Source organism: Curtobacterium sp. TC1 (genome assembly GCF_019844075.1).
Lineage (GTDB): Bacteria > Actinomycetota > Actinomycetes > Actinomycetales > Microbacteriaceae > Curtobacterium.
In genome coordinates this window covers 2,764,534-2,780,943 of sequence record NZ_CP081964.1, presented here as the reverse complement: position 1 = coordinate 2,780,943, position 16,410 = coordinate 2,764,534, and the positions used below count along the sequence as shown (strand labels likewise).

Sequence of the window (16,410 nt, the reverse complement as noted above, 5' to 3'; positions counted from 1 at the left end):
TCCCCTACCCTTCAACACGAGCTATATCGCCTGAGGCTCAGAACGGGCGGAGCTCCCACGGGAGGGAGTCGTCATCCACGAAATCGTCGTCACCTTCTTGTACCGATGAGTCGTGGTAGCCCGAGACAGACGTGTCGGGGTTCGCGTCGTGGTGTGCATCCCCGTTGCGCTGAGCATCTGAGGCCTGCTTTGCGCGCCAGTCACCACGCTCAACCGGAGGTGCGGAAGCCTCAGGGGAAGTGCGGAAGCGTTGGAAGTTCGCGTTGAGGTTCTCGAAGTCGCGTTCGAGTGCCCTCTCCTGCTCAGCGATTGCCTGGGCTTGGCGGAGACGTAGTGCCTGCGCCCCGGCCGGTTCAGCCCGCTTCTGCGGAGTGTGACGCCGAGTGTGCGACACCATCGGGCGGAACTCGGCGTCGGCGATCTCCTCGTAGTGAGCACGCGCAGTGCTCACGTCTTCGTAGTGGGCAGGTATTGAGCAGTCGAGTGACCGGCACTGCATCACGTCGCCGGTGCTCATGATGATGTGGAATCGCATGGGGCCTCCTGAGGTCCCTGCGAATATCGCCCGACCCTCGGTGAGCACTCGCGCGTGAGCACCCGTAGCGAAGCCCTCGGTGAGCAGCTATCCCGCCGAGGGCTTCTCACCCGTCCACACATTTCGGGGCAGTGCATCTATCGACTTACCTACCCTGAGCATTTAGGGGACCGAACTGTGAGCGACGGTCTAAGAGTGCTCATCGCCGGAGGGTGTCATCGTGTGACCGGCGACCGGTTCGTCTGTTAGATGCGGAGCTACCGCGTCCTAGATCACATCGAAACCGGGTGTGGACGTAATGATCGCGTTCACCAAGGCTTCCGTCACTTGAGCATCCTTGAGTGCTCGCGTCCGCTTGTCAGGATCTGCTCGCACTGCGTCGGGGATCGCCCGCATCCTCTTATCGGTGAGCGTAAACGAGACGAGGTCCGCGTCCATGCCGGCCTGCAGCAGGTCACTGATCCTGCTCATCTCCTGCTCAGTGACACGGCGGCGATCCTGCAGGCGAGCACCGATGCTGTCCATGCCGTCTTGAAGGATGGCTGCGGTGGGGTGCGCGTACAGCCTGATCATCTCGTGAGCATGACGAACACTCCACCCGAAGATGCGAGCGATCTTGTCCGGGGATACCCCTTCGTTCACAGCGATGGTCGCGGCAAGGTGTCGAGCATCGTGCACTCGAAGGGGATGGCTAACCCCTGTCTTCTTTAAAACCCTCGCCCACGCTGCACGATCATCCTGCGGCCGTATTGGATGCCCGTTGGACTTCACGAACACGAGGCTATCCATCTTGTCCCCGCTGAGAGGACTAAACCCGTCACCTGCTCGGACCTTGCGAAGCCAGTCGTAGTGTCGAAGCACCGCGTCACGAAGATCGTTCGTCAACGGGAGCTCGCGGTCACCGGACTCGCTCTTTGCTTCGTACCGGATGAACTGGTGACCACCCCCGTTTCGCTTCGGGCATCGATCCGCTTGCTTCCCACAGGACCATCGGCGGCTAGCGGCGTCGTAGTCCCCACATCCGTGCTGAACGGTGATGCGATCCAGCTGTTGCTGAATGGTGATCTTGGTGGGCATCGTGCCGTACCAGTGGATGCAGTCATCCGTGAGACCCAACACCTCTGCCTGACGCAGACCGTGAAATGCGAGCAACCACCGCAACTCTGCCGGAGGGTCCTCACCTACGGCGTGCACGACCTGCGCTGGAACGGTGTCGGCAAGGTCGCGCAGGATACGAATGTCTTCCTTGGTTCGCTTCGCCTTCTGGGGCGCGCGCACTGCCGCGATGGGGCTGTAGTCGATGTACTGCCGCTTCACCGCAAACGCGAGGATCAGTTGGAGCACACCGAACACGCCTCTGTGAGCGGTCTGTCCGAGTACCGGAGTCCCCTCGGCAGTCGTGATGTTCGGAAGCGTGTCCCATACGAACGAACGAATCTGGTCGTGGTCGATCATGCGGACAGGTGTGCTTCCGAGATGGGGAAGCACGTAGTTGCGCACCTTCGCCTCGTAGCCCTTGAAGGAGTTGCGTCGCAGCTTCGGGTCAACCTCTCGATCCCTCAGCCATTCGTCGGCCACGTCGGAGAGGAGACGCTTCTTCGAGCGTTCAGGGAGGTCCAGCGCATCGCGACCGATTAGCCCGTAGGTGACGCGTTCCTCGAGGATGCGTTGGTGCAGCTTCTCCTGTGCGGCTGCGGCAGTTGTACCGGTGCCGACGAGACGTTTCGGCTTCCCTTCTGGAGGTGTGAAGTAACCGGTCGCCCGCCAACGCAGGTACTCACGTCCGCCCACGGTGTGTCGGAACTGGTGGAGCGACCCCGACCGGTTCGGGCGCTTCGGTCGAGGATTTGTCGTGTCGGCCATCGGGCTCACGCTAACGGGCGGGGTTCGAATCACGCAACGAGGTTGTACCTAGTGATGTGCCCAACCGGTGGCGTGTCGAACACAAAAAAATCCCCGGAAACCGTTGAGTTTCCGGGGATTTTCGTGCTTCGGCGGAGAATGGGGGATTCGAACCCCCGAGGGCTTGCACCCAACACGCTTTCCAAGCGTGCGCCATAGGCCACTAGGCGAATTCTCCTTGCGCTGTCTCGCGACGGCGACACCCAATGGTACAGGTTCCCGAGGGTGCTCACGACCGTGTGTCGTCGACGCCCGTGCTCCCAGTTGTCGTGACATGTCCGGCGACTACCCTGGGGCGCGTGTCGACCCGCATCTACATCACGTCAGCAGAAGGGCACACGGGCAAGAGCACCGTCGCCCTCGGTGTCCTAGAGACCCTCGCGCGCTCCGTCGGCCGCGTCGGCGTGTTCCGCCCCGTCGCCCGCTCGGTCGCCGAGCCCGACTACGTGCTCGAGCTGTTGCTGCAGCACACCGCGGTCGGCATCTCGTACGACGACGCCGTCGGGGTCACCTACGACGACGTCCACGCCGACCCCGACGCCGCCCTCGGCACGATCGTGAACCGCTTCGCCCAGGTGGAGCGGCAGTGCGACGCCGTCGTCGTGCTCGGGTCCGACTACACCGACGTCGGCAGCCCCACCGAGCTCTCCTTCAACGCGAAGGTCGCCGCGAACCTCGGTGCCCCGGTACTCCTCGTCCTCGGTGGTCGTGACGCGGCCGAGCGCGGTGCCCGCACGCCCGAGGGCATGGCGCAGGTCGCGGACGTCACGACGAGCGAACTGCGGGCCGCGCACGCGCAGCTGTTCGGCGTCGTCGTGAACCGCGCCGACCCGGACGCGCTCGCCGCGATCGTGGCGAGCGTCGAGCGGGCCGTGCACGACGACCACCCGGACGTGCCGGTGTGGGCGATCCCCGAGGACCGCGTCCTCGTCGCCCCGACCGTCCGCGCGCTGCTGCAGGCGACCGACGCGACCCTGGTGCGCGGGGACGACGCCCTGCTCGACCGCGAGGCGCTCGGCACCGTCGTCGCCGGGATGAGCATGGAGAACGTCCTGCCCCGCCTGATCGAGGGCGGCATCGTCGTGGTCCCGGGCGACCGCAGCGACGTGCTCATCGCGACCCTGCTGGCGAACCAGTCGGACACGTTCCCGAGCCTGGCCGGCGTCATCCTCAACGGCGGGTTCGAGACCGCGCCGCAGATCTCCCGGCTGCTCGAGGGGCTGTCGAGCTCACTGCCGATCGCCCAGAACGACCTGGGCACCTACGACACCGCGCTCCGCATCACCCAGACCCGCGGGCGCCTGGCAGCGGACTCGCCGCGCAAGGCCGACCTCGCACTCGCCCTGTTCGAGCAGCACGTCGACGCCGAGTCCCTGCGCGACCGTCTGCAGCTCACGCCGTCCGGCGTCGTCACGCCGCTCATGTTCGAGCACAGCCTGCTCGACCGGGCGCGCGGCTACGGCAAGCGCATCGTGCTCCCCGAGGGCGAGGACGACCGCATCCTCCGCGCGGCCTCGACGCTGCTCGCCCGGCAGGTCTGCGAGCTGACCATCCTCGGCGACCCCGCCGCGATCCGCACCCGCGCGACCGAGCTCGGCCTCGACCTCGAGGCCGCGCAGCTCGTGTCCCCGTTCGACCCCGAGCTGCGCGAACGCTTCGCCGAGGAGTACACCCGTCTCCGGGCGCACAAGGGCATGTCGATCGAGCTCGCCCGCGACACCGTGACCGATGTGTCCTACTTCGGCACGATGATGGTGCAGCTCGGGCTCGCCGACGGCATGGTCTCCGGCGCGAAGCACACGACGGCGCACACCATCCGGCCGTCCTTCGAGATCATCAAGACCCGTCCCGACACCTCGATCGTGTCGAGCGTCTTCCTGATGGCGCTCGCCGACCGTGTCCTGGTCTACGGCGACTGCGCGGTGATCCCGGACCCGACGAGCGAGCAGCTCGCGGACATCGCGATCTCGTCCGCCGAGACCGCGACCCAGTTCGGCATCGACCCCCGCGTCGCGATGCTCAGCTACTCGACCGGCGACAGCGGCTCCGGGGCCGACGTCGACAAGGTCCGCGCCGGGACCGCCTTCGTCCGCGAACGCCGGCCGGACCTGCTCGTCGAGGGCCCGATCCAGTACGACGCCGCAGCGGACCCGACGGTCGCGAGCACGAAGATGCCGGACTCCCCGGTGGCCGGCAAGGCGACCGTGTTCATCTTCCCGGACCTGAACACCGGCAACAACACCTACAAGGCCGTGCAGCGCTCCGCCGGAGCGGTCGCGATCGGGCCGGTCCTGCAGGGACTGCGCAAGCCGATCAACGACCTCTCGCGCGGTGCTCTCGTCAGCGACATCGTGAACACCGTCGCGATCACCGCGATCCAGGCCGGCACCGCGTCCGACGCGGCCTGACCTGCGCGACCCGCGCCGTGCCTCCCGTCCGACAGAGAAAGTGACCCATCCCGTGACCGCAGCCCTCGTCGTGAACTCCGGATCGAGTTCGTTCAAGTACCAGCTCATCGAACTCGAGGGGGAGCGCACGCTCGCCTCCGGCCTCGTCGAGCGCATCGGTGAGTCGGCCGGCGCGTGGAAGCACACCAACGCGCTGACGGGGGAGTCGTCGTCGAACGACGCCGCGTCCGTGCCCGACCACGCCGCCGGGTTCCAGGCGATGATCGACGCGTTCGCCAAGGTCGGCCCCTCGTTCGACGAACACCCGCCGGCCGTCGTCGGGCACCGGGTCGTGCACGGCGGCACCACCTTCGACCGCGCGACCGTGGTCACCGACGACGTCGAACGGCAGATCGAGGCACTGAACAGCCTCGCGCCGCTGCACAACCCGGCGAACCTCGAGGGGATCCGGGCCGCGAAGCAGGTCTTCTCCGACGTCCCGCACGTCGCCGTGTTCGACACCGCCTTCCACCAGACGATGCCGCCGCACGCGTACACCTACGCGATCCCGGCCGACTTGGCGGCGAAGTACGCCATCCGCCGCTACGGCATGCACGGCACGAGCCACAAGTACGTCTCGGAGCAGGCAGCCGTGTTCCTCGACCGCCCGCTGTCCGAGCTGAAGACCATCGTGCTGCACCTGGGCAACGGCGCGTCGGCCGCAGCGATCGACGGCGGGAAGTCGATCGAGACGTCGATGGGGCTCACGCCGCTCGAGGGCCTCGTCATGGGCACCCGCTCCGGCGACCTCGACCCCGCCGTCCTGCTGCACCTGCACCGCGAGGCCGGGCTGTCCTTCGACGAGCTCGACACCATGCTCAACAAGCAGTCCGGGCTGCTCGGCCTGACCGGCAACGGCGACATGCGCGACGTCCAGGACGCCGCCCTGAACGGCGACGAGGTGGCCGAGGCGGCGCTCGCCGTGTACCGGCACCGCATCCGCCGCTACGTGGGCGCCTACACGGCGCAGCTCGGCGGGCTCGACGCGGTCGTGTTCACCGCTGGCGTCGGCGAGAACAACGCGCTGCTGCGCCGGCGCGTGCTCGCCGGGCTCGAGCACCTCGGCATCGAGATCGATGCGGACCGCAACGAGCTGGGATCCCGGGAGGCGCGGGTCATCTCCACGGACACGTCACGTGTCGCGGTGCTCGTGATCCCGACGAACGAGGAACTGGAGATCGCCCGGCAGTCGGCTGCGGTCGCGCTCTGACGGCGCGGCTGCACGCTGTCAGCACGGTGCGGCTTTCGTCGGCTGGTGCGCGGTTGGTGGCTGGGTGCGCGCTTGCAGCGCGGCACCGAGCGTGGAAGCTCGCACGGGGTGACGAGGTGCGGACGGGAGGCGCGGGGCGGGCTGGCGCCGTGCCTCCTGTCCGGCACTCGGGCGCGTTCACTGCACGGTGCGGCTTTCGTCGGCTGGTGCGGGCTTGGTGGCTGGGTGCGCGCTTGCAGCGCGGCACCGAGCGTGGAAGCTGGCACGGGGTGACGAGGTGCGCACGGTGCGGACGGGGCGCGCGCCTCAGGACAGGGCGTCGAGCGCCGCGGGGATCGGCGTGTTGCCGCTCGTGACCTCGAACTGGACCCCGACGGCCGCTTCGTCGAGCAGCGCGTGCAGCACCACCGTGGCGACGTCGGCCCGGGGGATCGACCCGCGCGGCACCGTGCGCCCGACGTCGACCGTGCCCTGCGGCGGGGTGTCGAGCAGGGCGCCCGGACGCACGATCGTCCAGCGCAGTCGACGGGCGCGCAGGTTGGCGTCGGCCTCGGCCTTCGCGCGGAGGTAGACCTGGAACACGGCGGCGTCGTCCTTCGCCGGGACCACCGCAGCCTCCGGGTCGTAGGCGTCCGCCGCCATCGCCGACACCATCACGTACCGGTCGATGCCCGCGCGCTCAGCGGCGTCGGCCAGCAGGATCGCGCCGTCCCGGTCGACGGTGAGCTTGCGCTCCGCACCGCTGTTCGGGCCGGCACCCGCGGCGAACACCACGGCATCGACGCCGCGCAGGCGCAGTGCCAGGTCGTCGTCCCCGAGCTGTTCGAGGTCGGCGACGATCGCCGAGGCACCCTGCTGCTCCACGTCGGCGACGTGGGCGGGGTTGCGGACGATCGCGACGGCGTCGTGTCCGGCGTCGGTGATCTGGCGGGCGAGGAGCAGTGCGATCTGGCCGTGTCCTCCGGCGATGGCGATCTTCATGTGTCAATCCTGCCCGGTCGCATCCGGTAGAGTTGTCGGCGGCTCCTCACGTGACGCCATCCAGGTGAACTCCCCCAGGGCGGAAACGCAGCAAGGGTAGCCGGGCTCTGGCGGGTGCGTGAGGAGTCTTCTTCGTCTCAGCAGGGGAGCCGGGGCTGTGTCGGTCTCGGGCGCGGGTGCGTGAGGAGTCTTCTTCGTCTCAGCAGGGGAGCCGGGGCTGTGTCGGTCTCGGGCGCGGGTGCGTGAGGAGTCTTCTTCGTCTCAGCAGGGGAGCCGGGGCTGTGTCCGTCTCCGGCGCGGGTGCGTGAGGAGTCTTCTTCGTCCCAGCAGGGGAGCCGGGGCTGTGTCCGTCTCGGGTGCGGGTACGTGAGGAGTCTTCTTCGTCTCAGCAGGGCAGCCGGGGCTGTGTCCGTCTCGGGTGCGGGTACGTGAGGAGTCTTCTTCGTCTCAGCAGGGCAGCCGGGGCTGTGTCCGTCTCCGGCGCGGGTGCGTGAGGAGTCTTCTTCGTCCCAGCAGGAACATCCGCGACCTCGTGTCGACCGGGAGGCGCGGTGCGGTCCGGACGCTCGGCCCGCCTGCGCGGGTGGTCCGGTCCAGTGCCCGTGCACCTGTGGAGGGGCACGCGGGTGTCGGTCGTCCCGGCTACCCTGGTCGCGTGGTCACCGCCCTGTATCGCCGTTACCGGCCCGAGAACTTCGCCGAGCTGATCGGGCAGTCGCAGGTCACCGACCCGCTCCGCACGGCGCTCCGCACCAACCGCGTCAACCACGCCTACCTGTTCAGCGGCCCGCGCGGCTGCGGCAAGACGACCTCGGCCCGCATCCTCGCGCGGTGCCTCAACTGCGCCGAGGGACCGACCGACACCCCGTGCGGCGTCTGCCCGAGCTGTGTCGAGCTCGCACGCGACGGCAGCGGTTCGCTCGACGTCATCGAGATCGACGCAGCCAGCCACAACGGCGTCGACGACGCGCGTGACCTCCGCGACCGCGCGGTCTTCGCCCCCGCACGCGACCGCTACAAGATCTTCATCCTCGACGAAGCGCACATGGTCACCCCGCAGGGGTTCAACGCGCTGCTCAAGCTGGTCGAGGAGCCCCCGGAGCACGTCAAGTTCATCTTCGCGACGACCGAGCCGGAGAAGGTCATCGGCACCATCCGGTCGCGCACCCACCACTACCCGTTCCGGCTCGTGCCGCCCGCGGTCATGCTCGAGTACATCGAGCAGCTCTGCACGCAGGAATCGGTGACGGTCGCACCCGGCGTCCTGCCCCTGGTCGTGCGCGCCGGCGGCGGCTCCGTCCGCGACACCCTGTCCCTGCTCGACCAGCTCATCGCGGGCAGCGAGGACGGCGCGATCGCGTACGAGCGTGCGGTCGCCCTGCTCGGGTACACCGACGCTGCGCTGCTCGACGACGTCGTCGACGCCCTCGCCGTGGCCGACCCGGCGTCCGCCTTCGCCGCGATCGACCGTGTCGTGCAGACCGGTCAGGACCCGCGTCGGTTCGTCGAGGACCTGCTCGAGCGGTTGCGCGACCTGATCGTCGTCGCTGCGACGAACGAGAGCGCCGCCGCGGTCCTGCGCGGTGTCTCGCCGGACGAGCTCGACACGATGACCCGGCAGGCCGGGGTCTTCGGCGCCACCGGGCTGTCCCGCGGCGCGGACATCGCGAACAAGGCGCTGACCGACATGACCGGAGCGACCTCGCCCCGGTTGCACCTCGAGCTCATGACGGCGCGCATGCTCGTGCCCGAGGCGGACGACACCCAGCGCGGTGCCCTGGCCCGGGTGGAGCGGCTCGAGCGTCGCGTCGGTGTCGGGGACGCCGGGGGACACCAGGCACCGGCCGGCGCGTCCGCGGCACCGGCGTCGATCCAGACCACCGCGGCGCCCGCACCGGCCCCGGCGCAGGCTGCGGCACCGCGTCGTCAGGAGCCCGTCGCGCAGCAGGCACCGGCGGCGCAGCAGGCCCCAGCTGCGCAGCAGACCCCCGCCGCGTCGTCCTCGAGCCCGGCTCCGGCGGCGCAGCCCGACGCCGGCAGTGCTGCACGTGACGCTGCAGCGTCGTGGGCCGCGGCCGTCCCGAGCGCTCCCGAGCCCGCTGCTCCGGCGGCCCCGACGACCCCTGACCCGGTCAGTGCTTCCTCCACGGGGCAGGGCACGACGATCGGCGACGAGCCGGCGGTCCGGACGGTCGGCGCCGTGGGCTTCCAGCAGATGCGCGACGCATGGCCCCAGATCGTCGAGCACGTGGAGCACGCCAAACGGTCGGCCTGGTCGGTCGTCGTCACCGCGCAGGTGACCGCACTGCGCGACGACGTACTGACGCTGACCTTCCCGAGCCAGCAGGACGTCGCCTCGTTCAAGGAGATGTCCGACCCCTCGGCGAGTGTGAGCGAACTGCTCCGCGCCGCGATCATGGACGTCATCGGGCTCCGCGTGAAGTTCGTCGCCCGCGGCCCCGGTGGCCCCGGACAGCAGCGGCCGCCGGCTCCCACGCAGCAGCCGTCCGCCCCTGCCGGCCGGCCGGCGTCGGCGAACCAGCCCGCATCGCAGCCGTCGTCGGCACCGCAGTCCGCCGCGGCCGCTCACGCGTCGGCCCCGACCGCCGAGGCTGCTGCGGCCACGGGGTCCGGTTCGGTCGCCGCGGCCGAGCCCGAGCCGCGTCCGGCGCAGGCACCTGCTCCCGAGCAGGCACCTGCTCCCGCGCAGGCACCTGCTCCCGCCCCCGCGCCCGCACCTGCCGCCGAGCAGACACGGGCTCCCGCGCAGGAACCCGCTCGCGCGCAGCCGGCAGCGCCGGAACCGTCCGGTGCTCCGGTGACCGACTGGGCGGTCGCGACGATCCCCGCCAGCGACCCGACCGCCGACGCCGTGCCCGAGTCCGTCGAACCCGGCTGGGCCGCCCCGTTCGGCACCGCGCCGGCCGCTGCGCCCGTCGCCCCGGCCGAGTCCGTCGACCCGCAGCAGTCCGGCTCCGGAGCACCCGCGCAACCCGCCGGTGCCACCGCGCCGCGTGGGGTGCAGCCGACCGACGGGGGACCGCCGGCGGCGTCGACGACGGTCGCCGCGCCTCCCGGAGGACCCGTCGCGCCGGGCGGTCCCGCCGTCCCGGTCGACGACTACCCGCTGGACGACGAACCGTACGACGACGGCGCGCCGTTCCCGGACCCCGGCCACGGCCGATCGGCCGCGGCCCCCGCGCAGGCACCGACTGCCCCGCGCCAACAGGCGGCGCCGCAGGCCGCTGCACCGCAGCAGGCCGCTGCACCGCAGCAGGCAGCAGCGCGCACCGCGCCGCCGGCACGCCGTGCACCGGTGGCCGGTCGCTACGGCGAGGCCGTCGTGCGTGAGATCCTCAACGCCCGGTTCATCGAGGAGACCGCGCTCCACCAGGACGGTGCCTGATGTACGACGGGATCGTCCAGGACCTCATCGACGAGTTCGGTCGCCTGCCGGGCATCGGCCCGAAGTCGGCGCAGCGCATCGCCTTCCACATCCTGCAGACCGAGTCGTTCGACCCGTCGCGGCTGTCCGAGCTGCTGGCGGACGTCAAGGAGCGCGTGCGCTTCTGCGAGATCTGCGGCAACGTCACCGAGAACGTCCAGTGCAGCATCTGCCGCGACCCGCGTCGGTCACCGGCCACGATCTGCGTGGTGGAAGAGGCCAAGGACGTCGCGGCGATCGAGCGCACCCGTGAGTTCCGCGGGCTGTACCACGTGCTCGGCGGCGCGATCAGCCCGATCGACGGCATCGGTCCGGACGACCTGCGGATCCAGCAGCTCATGACCCGTCTGGCCGACGGCACGGTCGAAGAGGTCATCATCGCGACCGACCCCAACCTCGAGGGCGAAGCGACGGCGACCTACCTGAGCCGGCTGCTCGTCCCGATGGGCATCCGGACGACCCGGCTGGCCTCGGGCCTGCCGGTCGGCGGCGACCTCGAGTACGCCGACGAGGTCACGCTCGGTCGTGCGTTCGAGGGCCGTCGCGTCGTCGGCGGCTGAGCCCCACGCAGGATCGTTGCGTGTGGGGCGGCCCGCACGCAACATCCTCGAAACACCGACTACCATTGTGAGACCGCGTGACCTCGCGGTGTCGCCGTCTCCGGGAGTACCAGCCAGTGGCCTTGATCGTGCAGAAGTTCGGTGGATCCTCCGTCGCGGACGCCGAGAGCATCAAGCGCGTGGCGAAGCGGATCGTCGAGACGAAGAAGGCCGGCAACGACGTCGTCGTGGCCGTTTCGGCCATGGGCGACACCACCGACGAACTCGTCGACCTGGCGCACTCGGTCACCCCGATCCCCGCCGGCCGTGAGCTCGACATGCTCCTCACCGCGGGGGAGCGCATCTCGATGGCGCTGCTCGCGATGGCGATCAAGAGCCTCGGCGTCGAAGCCTCGTCGTACACCGGCAGCCAGGCGGGCATGCTCACCGACGCCCAGCACGGCAAGGCGCGCATCGTCGACGTCACCCCGAAGCGCGTCCGCGAAGCGCTCGACTCCGGTCACGTCGCCATCGTCGCGGGGTTCCAGGGGTTCAACCGCACGACCGGTGAGATCACGACGCTCGGCCGCGGCGGTTCGGACACCACCGCAGTCGCCCTCGCCGCCGCCCTCGACGCCGACGTCTGCGAGATCTACACCGACGTCGACGGCATCTTCACCGCCGACCCCCGTGTCGTCCCGAAGGCCCGCAAGGTCGACCGCATCACCAGCGAGGAGATGCTCGAGCTCGCCGCGTCCGGCGCCAAGGTCCTGTACATCCGTGCCGTCGAGTACGCCCGCCGGCACGGCGTCACCCTGCACGTCCGGTCCTCGTTCAACAACACCGAGGGCACCATCGTCTACAACCCTGCCGAGGGGGAAACCGTGGAAGAACCGATCATCACCGGGATCGCCGGAGACCTCTCCGAGGGGAAGATCACCGTCGTGGGCGTCCCGGACCAGCCGGGCAAGGCCGCCGAGATCTTCACCAACGTCGCGCGCGCCGGAGCGAACATCGACATGATCGTCCAGAACGTGTCGGCCGCGTCGACCGGGCGGACGGACATCTCGTTCACGCTGCCGAAGGACCAGGGCCAGACCGTGCTGACGGCGCTCGAGGTCGCGAAGTCCGACATCGGCTACGAGAGCATCCAGTACGACGACCAGATCGGCAAGCTCGCCCTGGTCGGTGCCGGCATGCGCACGAACGCCGGCGTCTCGGCGAAGCTCTTCCGCGCGCTGCACGACGCGTCGATCAACATCGAGATGATCTCCACCTCGGAGATCCGCATCTCGGTCGTCACCCGCGCCGACACCCTCAACGAGGCGATGCGGGTCGTGCACAGCGCGTTCGACCTCGACGCCGACTCCGAAGCCGTCGTCTACGCCGGCACCGGCCGCTGAACCACGCTGACCCGCTGAACACCAGGAGCACCGCATGAGCACCCTCACCGTCGCCGTCGTCGGCGCCACCGGACAGGTCGGCGCCGTGATGCGTCGTCTGCTCGAGGAGCGCGCGTTCCCGGCCGACCAGGTCCGGTTCTTCGCGAGCGCCCGGTCCGCCGGCACGACGCTGCCGTTCCGTGGCGAGCAGATCGTGGTCGAGGACTCCGAGCTGGCCGACCCGTCGGGCATCGACATCGCCCTGTTCTCCGCCGGAGCCACGGCCTCGCGGGCCCTCGCGCCGAAGTTCGCCGCCGCCGGGGCGCTCGTCGTCGACAACTCGAGCGCCTGGCGCATGGACCCCGAGGTCCCGCTCGTCGTGAGCGAGGTCAACCCGCACGCGATCGACCATGCCCCGAAGGGCATCATCGCGAACCCGAACTGCACCACCATGGCGATCATGCCGGTGCTCAAGGTGCTGGACACCGAGGCCGGGCTCCGCCGTCTGGTCGCCACGACCTACCAGGCCGTCTCCGGCTCCGGGCTCGCCGGCGTCGAGGAGCTGCTCGGTCAGGCGCGTGCCGCCCTCGAACAGGACACCGCAGCGCTCACCCACGACGGTTCCGCCGTGACGTTCCCGGAGCCGGTCAAGTACGTCCGCCCGATCGCCTTCGACGTCGTGCCGCTCGCCGGCAGCATCGTCGAGGACGGCCTCGGCGAGACCGACGAGGAGAAGAAGCTCCGCAACGAGAGCCGCAAGATCCTCGAGCTGCCCGACCTGCTCGTCGCCGGTACCTGTGTGCGGGTGCCGGTGTTCACCGGTCACTCCATCTCGGTGCACGCCGAGTTCGAGCGTCCGCTGTCGCCCGAGCGTGCGACCGAGATCCTGTCGAGCGCACCCGGCGTGGAGCTCTCCGACGTGCCGACGCCGCTGCAGGCCGCCGGCCAGGACCCCGCGTTCGTCGGTCGGATCCGTGCCGACCAGTCCGCGCCCGAGGGTCGTGGGCTCGCGCTGTTCGTCAGCAACGACAACCTGCGCAAGGGGGCCGCGCTGAACGCCGTGCAGATCGCCGAGGCGATCGTCGCGCGCCGCACCGTCGCCGCGTAGCGGCACGGCTGCGCGCAGCGACTCGGTCACCGCGCGCTGCTGACCGGCCTGTCGGTCGACGCCGGTAGGATCGACGGGTGGCAGTGAAGCAGGTGGATCCGATCGATGTCGTCCTCGTCGGGGGAGGCATCATGAGCGCCACCCTCGGCGCCATCATCCACCGGCTCGAGCCGTCGTGGAAGATCCGGGTGTACGAGCGCCTCGGCACCGTCGCGCAGGAGTCCTCGAACCCGTGGAACAACGCCGGCACCGGGCACTCCGCGCTCTGCGAGCTGAACTACACGCCCGAGCTCGCCGACGGTCGCGTCGACATCGCGAAGGCCGTCACGGTCAACGAGCAGTTCCAGGTCTCGCGGCAGTTCTGGTCGCACCTGGTCGAGACCGGCACGCTGCCTGATCCGTCCAGCTTCATCAACCCGACCCCGCACATCTCGTTCGTGTGGGGCGCCGACAACGTCGAGTACATGCGCAAGCGGTACGAGGCGATGCAGGGGCACCCGCTGTTCGCCGGGATCGAGTTCTCCGACGACCCCGCGCAGATCCGCAAGTGGGCGCCGGCACTGATCCCCGGCCGCAAGAAGGACCAGCCGATCGCGGCGACCTACTCGGCGGCCGGCTCCGACGTCGACTTCGGATCGCTCACCCGGCAGCTGTTCGACCAGCTCGAGCTCGACGGGCTCGAGTTCGAACCGAACCACCAGGTCAAGAACATCACGCGGGGCAAGGAATTCGACGGCTGGGCGCTCGACGTCCTGAACGAGGTCGGTCGATCGACCCAGAAGATCGCCGCGAAGTTCGTCTTCGTCGGTGCCGGTGGCGGGGCCCTGCAGCTGCTGCAGAAGTCGGGCATCCCGGAGATCCGCGGCTACGGCGGCTTCCCGGTCTCCGGTGAGTTCCTGCGCACCGACGACCCCGAGGTCGTGCAGAAGCACGCGGCCAAGGTCTACGGCAAGGCGAGCGTCGGAGCGCCGCCGATGTCGGTGCCGCACCTGGACACCCGCATCGTCGACGGCAGCGCATCGCTCATGTTCGGCCCGTACGCCGGGTTCAGCCCGAAGTTCCTGAAGCAGGGATCGCTGCTCGACCTCTTCAAGTCGATCCGGCCGCACAACCTGCGCCCGATGCTGAGCGTCGCGTTCTCGAACTTCGACCTGGTGCGCTACCTGATCGGCCAGCTGCTCGCCTCGAAGCAGGCCAAGTTCGACGCCCTGCGCGACTTCATGCCGAACGCCGAGCCCGAGAACTGGCACAAGATCATCGCCGGCCAGCGGGTGCAGGTCATCAAGCCGGACAAGGGCAAGGGCGGGGTGCTGCAGTTCGGCACCGAGGTCATCACCGCTGCCGACGGTTCGATCGCCGGGCTCCTCGGCGCCTCGCCGGGCGCGTCGACCGCGGTGCCGATCATGCTCGGCCTGCTCGGGAAGTGCTTCCCCGATCGTTGGGACGGCTGGCAGGACGCGGTCCACGAGATGGTCCCGACCTACGGGCAGGACCTCGGCGACGACGCCGCCCTTGCTGACGCCACGCTCGAGCGCACGGCGAAGGTGCTCGGCCTGCACCACTGACCGCCACCCCGCTTGCGACGCGTTCGAACATGTGTTCGAATGGCGGCATGCGGTGGAGTGGACAGGCGATCGATGCCGAGCAGAGCGATGCGCTGCCGGGCATGGAGTCGAACAGCGGCTTCGTCCGGAGTGTTACCACGCCGGAGTTCGCGGGCGTCACGTTCCACGAGGTCCTGGCGAAGAGCGCGCTGAACCGCGTGCCGAGCGCCGACGGCTCCGGCACCTACGGCTGGACCATCAACCCGTACCGCGGGTGCAGCCACGCGTGCGTGTACTGCTTCGCGCGGCCGACGCACACCTACCTCGAGTTCGACGGCGGAGCCGACTTCGACCAGCAGATCGTCGTGAAGACGAACGTCGCCGACGTCCTGCGGCGTGAGCTCGGCAAGCCGACGTGGGACCGGCACCCGATCGCGCTCGGCACGAACACCGACCCGTACCAGCGTGCCGAGGGCCGCTACCGCCTGATGCCCGGGGTGATCCAGGCGCTGGCGGACAGCCGGACGCCGTTCAGCATCCTGACGAAGGGCACACTGCTCCGGCGCGACCTGCCGCTCCTGGCCGAGGCCGCCAAGGTGGTGCCGGTCGACCTGGCGATGTCGATCGCCGTGTACGACGACGACCTGCAGCAGTCGGTGGAGCCCGGTACGCCCACGACGGCGGCGCGGCTCGCCACCGTCCGGGCGATCCGTGACGCGGGCCTCGACTGTGCGGTGTTCCTCATGCCCGTGCTGCCGTACATCACCGACACCCGTGCCCAGCTCGACGACGCCGTCGGTCGGGCTGCGGCTGCCGGGGCAACGAGCGTCATGTACTCCGCGCTGCACCTGCGGCCGGGCGTGAAGCCGTGGTGGTTCGAGTGGCTCGGACGGGAACGGCCCGACCTGGTCGCGCGCTACCGGGCGATGTACCTCGACAACACCTACGCGCCGAAGGACTACCGCCGCTGGCTGTCGGAGCGCATCCGGCCGATCCTGGCGGCGCACGGCGTCGGCCTCGGGCGGGTGGACCCGGCGACGGGGTCGATGGGCTTCTCGGATCCTTCAACGGTGCCGCAGGAGCAGTCGATCCCCACGGCGTCGCCGCTCAAGCGCGCGGATCCGGGGTTCGACCGACGACTGCTCCGACCGGTCGCCACGCAGACGTTGTTCTGAGCACCAGGCGCTCCGCGTTCGGGGGACAGTGGTACTCGGCGGGGGCCGGTATCATCGAGCGGGTCGCCGAACTGCCCAGGTTTCGGGGTACACGGTCAGCGCTGCGGTGTTGGATCGTGGGCGGCTATCCCGCCACCCGGAA

General features: G+C 69.7%; 11 protein-coding genes, 1 tRNA gene and 1 other RNA gene. 9 read left to right on the top strand and 4 right to left on the bottom strand.

What is annotated here, in order from left to right:
* Nucleotides 1-37 precede the first annotated feature (37 nt).
* The 3 genes from KZI27_RS14125 to KZI27_RS14115 all read right to left on the bottom strand — a co-directional run bounded on the left by KZI27_RS14125 (nucleotide 38) and on the right by KZI27_RS14115 (nucleotide 2,615).
* Complete coding sequence (locus tag KZI27_RS14125; RefSeq protein WP_222658109.1) at nucleotides 38-535, bottom strand: hypothetical protein; 498 nt, start codon at nucleotides 533-535, stop codon at nucleotides 38-40.
* Between the two features lie 267 nt (nucleotides 536-802).
* A complete protein-coding gene (locus KZI27_RS14120; protein ID WP_222658108.1) occupies nucleotides 803-2,398 on the bottom strand; it encodes a tyrosine-type recombinase/integrase in 1,596 nt (531 codons plus the stop codon).
* Between the two features lie 132 nt (nucleotides 2,399-2,530).
* Nucleotides 2,531-2,615: transfer RNA gene (locus KZI27_RS14115), tRNA-Ser, on the bottom strand.
* A gap of 121 nt (nucleotides 2,616-2,736) precedes the next feature.
* On the opposite strand from KZI27_RS14115, the gene pta reads away from it, so the two are divergent.
* Together pta and KZI27_RS14105 are read left to right on the top strand one after the other, a co-directional pair.
* The gene (pta, locus tag KZI27_RS14110; RefSeq protein ID WP_222658107.1) at nucleotides 2,737-4,845 is read left to right on the top strand and encodes a phosphate acetyltransferase; all 2,109 of its coding nucleotides are present in this window, start codon (nucleotides 2,737-2,739) and stop codon (nucleotides 4,843-4,845) included.
* A gap of 52 nt (nucleotides 4,846-4,897) precedes the next feature.
* Nucleotides 4,898-6,094 (top strand): acetate/propionate family kinase, encoded by a 1,197-nt coding sequence (locus KZI27_RS14105; protein ID WP_123313812.1) that lies wholly within the window; start codon nucleotides 4,898-4,900, stop codon nucleotides 6,092-6,094.
* Nucleotides 6,095-6,400: 306 nt separating this feature from the next.
* Here the strand turns inward: KZI27_RS14105 and KZI27_RS14100 are convergent, their stop codons facing one another.
* Nucleotides 6,401-7,075 (bottom strand): SDR family oxidoreductase, encoded by a 675-nt coding sequence (locus KZI27_RS14100; protein ID WP_222658106.1) that lies wholly within the window; start codon nucleotides 7,073-7,075, stop codon nucleotides 6,401-6,403.
* 37 nt (nucleotides 7,076-7,112) lie between these two features.
* Here KZI27_RS14100 and ffs point away from each other — a divergent pair.
* The 7 genes from ffs (at nucleotide 7,113) to KZI27_RS14065 (ending at nucleotide 16,268) form a co-directional block, all read left to right on the top strand.
* Nucleotides 7,113-7,209, top strand: an RNA gene (gene ffs / locus KZI27_RS14095) — signal recognition particle sRNA small type.
* Nucleotides 7,210-7,730: 521 nt separating this feature from the next.
* Entirely contained in the window at nucleotides 7,731-10,481 is a 2,751-nt protein-coding gene (locus KZI27_RS14090; protein WP_222658105.1) for a DNA polymerase III subunit gamma and tau, read from the top strand.
* Complete coding sequence (gene recR / locus KZI27_RS14085) at nucleotides 10,481-11,080, top strand: recombination mediator RecR (RefSeq protein WP_111084231.1); 600 nt, start codon at nucleotides 10,481-10,483, stop codon at nucleotides 11,078-11,080. Before KZI27_RS14090 ends, recR begins: the two co-directional genes overlap by 1 nt.
* Nucleotides 11,081-11,196: 116 nt before the next feature.
* The gene (locus tag KZI27_RS14080; RefSeq protein ID WP_222658104.1) at nucleotides 11,197-12,462 is read left to right on the top strand and encodes an aspartate kinase; all 1,266 of its coding nucleotides are present in this window, start codon (nucleotides 11,197-11,199) and stop codon (nucleotides 12,460-12,462) included.
* A 34-nt stretch (nucleotides 12,463-12,496) separates the two neighbouring features.
* Nucleotides 12,497-13,549 (top strand): aspartate-semialdehyde dehydrogenase, encoded by a 1,053-nt coding sequence (locus KZI27_RS14075; protein ID WP_222658103.1) that lies wholly within the window; start codon nucleotides 12,497-12,499, stop codon nucleotides 13,547-13,549.
* A gap of 77 nt (nucleotides 13,550-13,626) precedes the next feature.
* Nucleotides 13,627-15,114, top strand: coding sequence for a malate:quinone oxidoreductase (locus KZI27_RS14070; RefSeq protein WP_222658102.1), 1,488 nt, complete (start codon nucleotides 13,627-13,629; stop codon nucleotides 15,112-15,114).
* Nucleotides 15,115-15,161: 47 nt separating this feature from the next.
* On the top strand, nucleotides 15,162-16,268 hold the full coding sequence (locus KZI27_RS14065; protein WP_222658101.1) for an Rv2578c family radical SAM protein: 1,107 nt from the start codon (nucleotides 15,162-15,164) through the stop codon (nucleotides 16,266-16,268).
* The last annotated feature ends 142 nt before the right edge of the window (nucleotides 16,269-16,410 follow it).

Coding starts and splice junctions, on each gene's coding strand:
- KZI27_RS14065 (WP_222658101.1), top strand. CDS start 15,162: ATGCGGTGGAGTGGACAGGCGATCGATGCCGAGCAGAGCGATGCGCTG.
- KZI27_RS14100 (WP_222658106.1), bottom strand. CDS start 7,075: ATGAAGATCGCCATCGCCGGAGGACACGGCCAGATCGCACTGCTCCTC.
- KZI27_RS14120 (WP_222658108.1), bottom strand. CDS start 2,398: ATGGCCGACACGACAAATCCTCGACCGAAGCGCCCGAACCGGTCGGGG.
- recR (WP_111084231.1), top strand. CDS start 10,481: ATGTACGACGGGATCGTCCAGGACCTCATCGACGAGTTCGGTCGCCTG.
- KZI27_RS14125 (WP_222658109.1), bottom strand. CDS start 535: ATGCGATTCCACATCATCATGAGCACCGGCGACGTGATGCAGTGCCGG.
- KZI27_RS14075 (WP_222658103.1), top strand. CDS start 12,497: ATGAGCACCCTCACCGTCGCCGTCGTCGGCGCCACCGGACAGGTCGGC.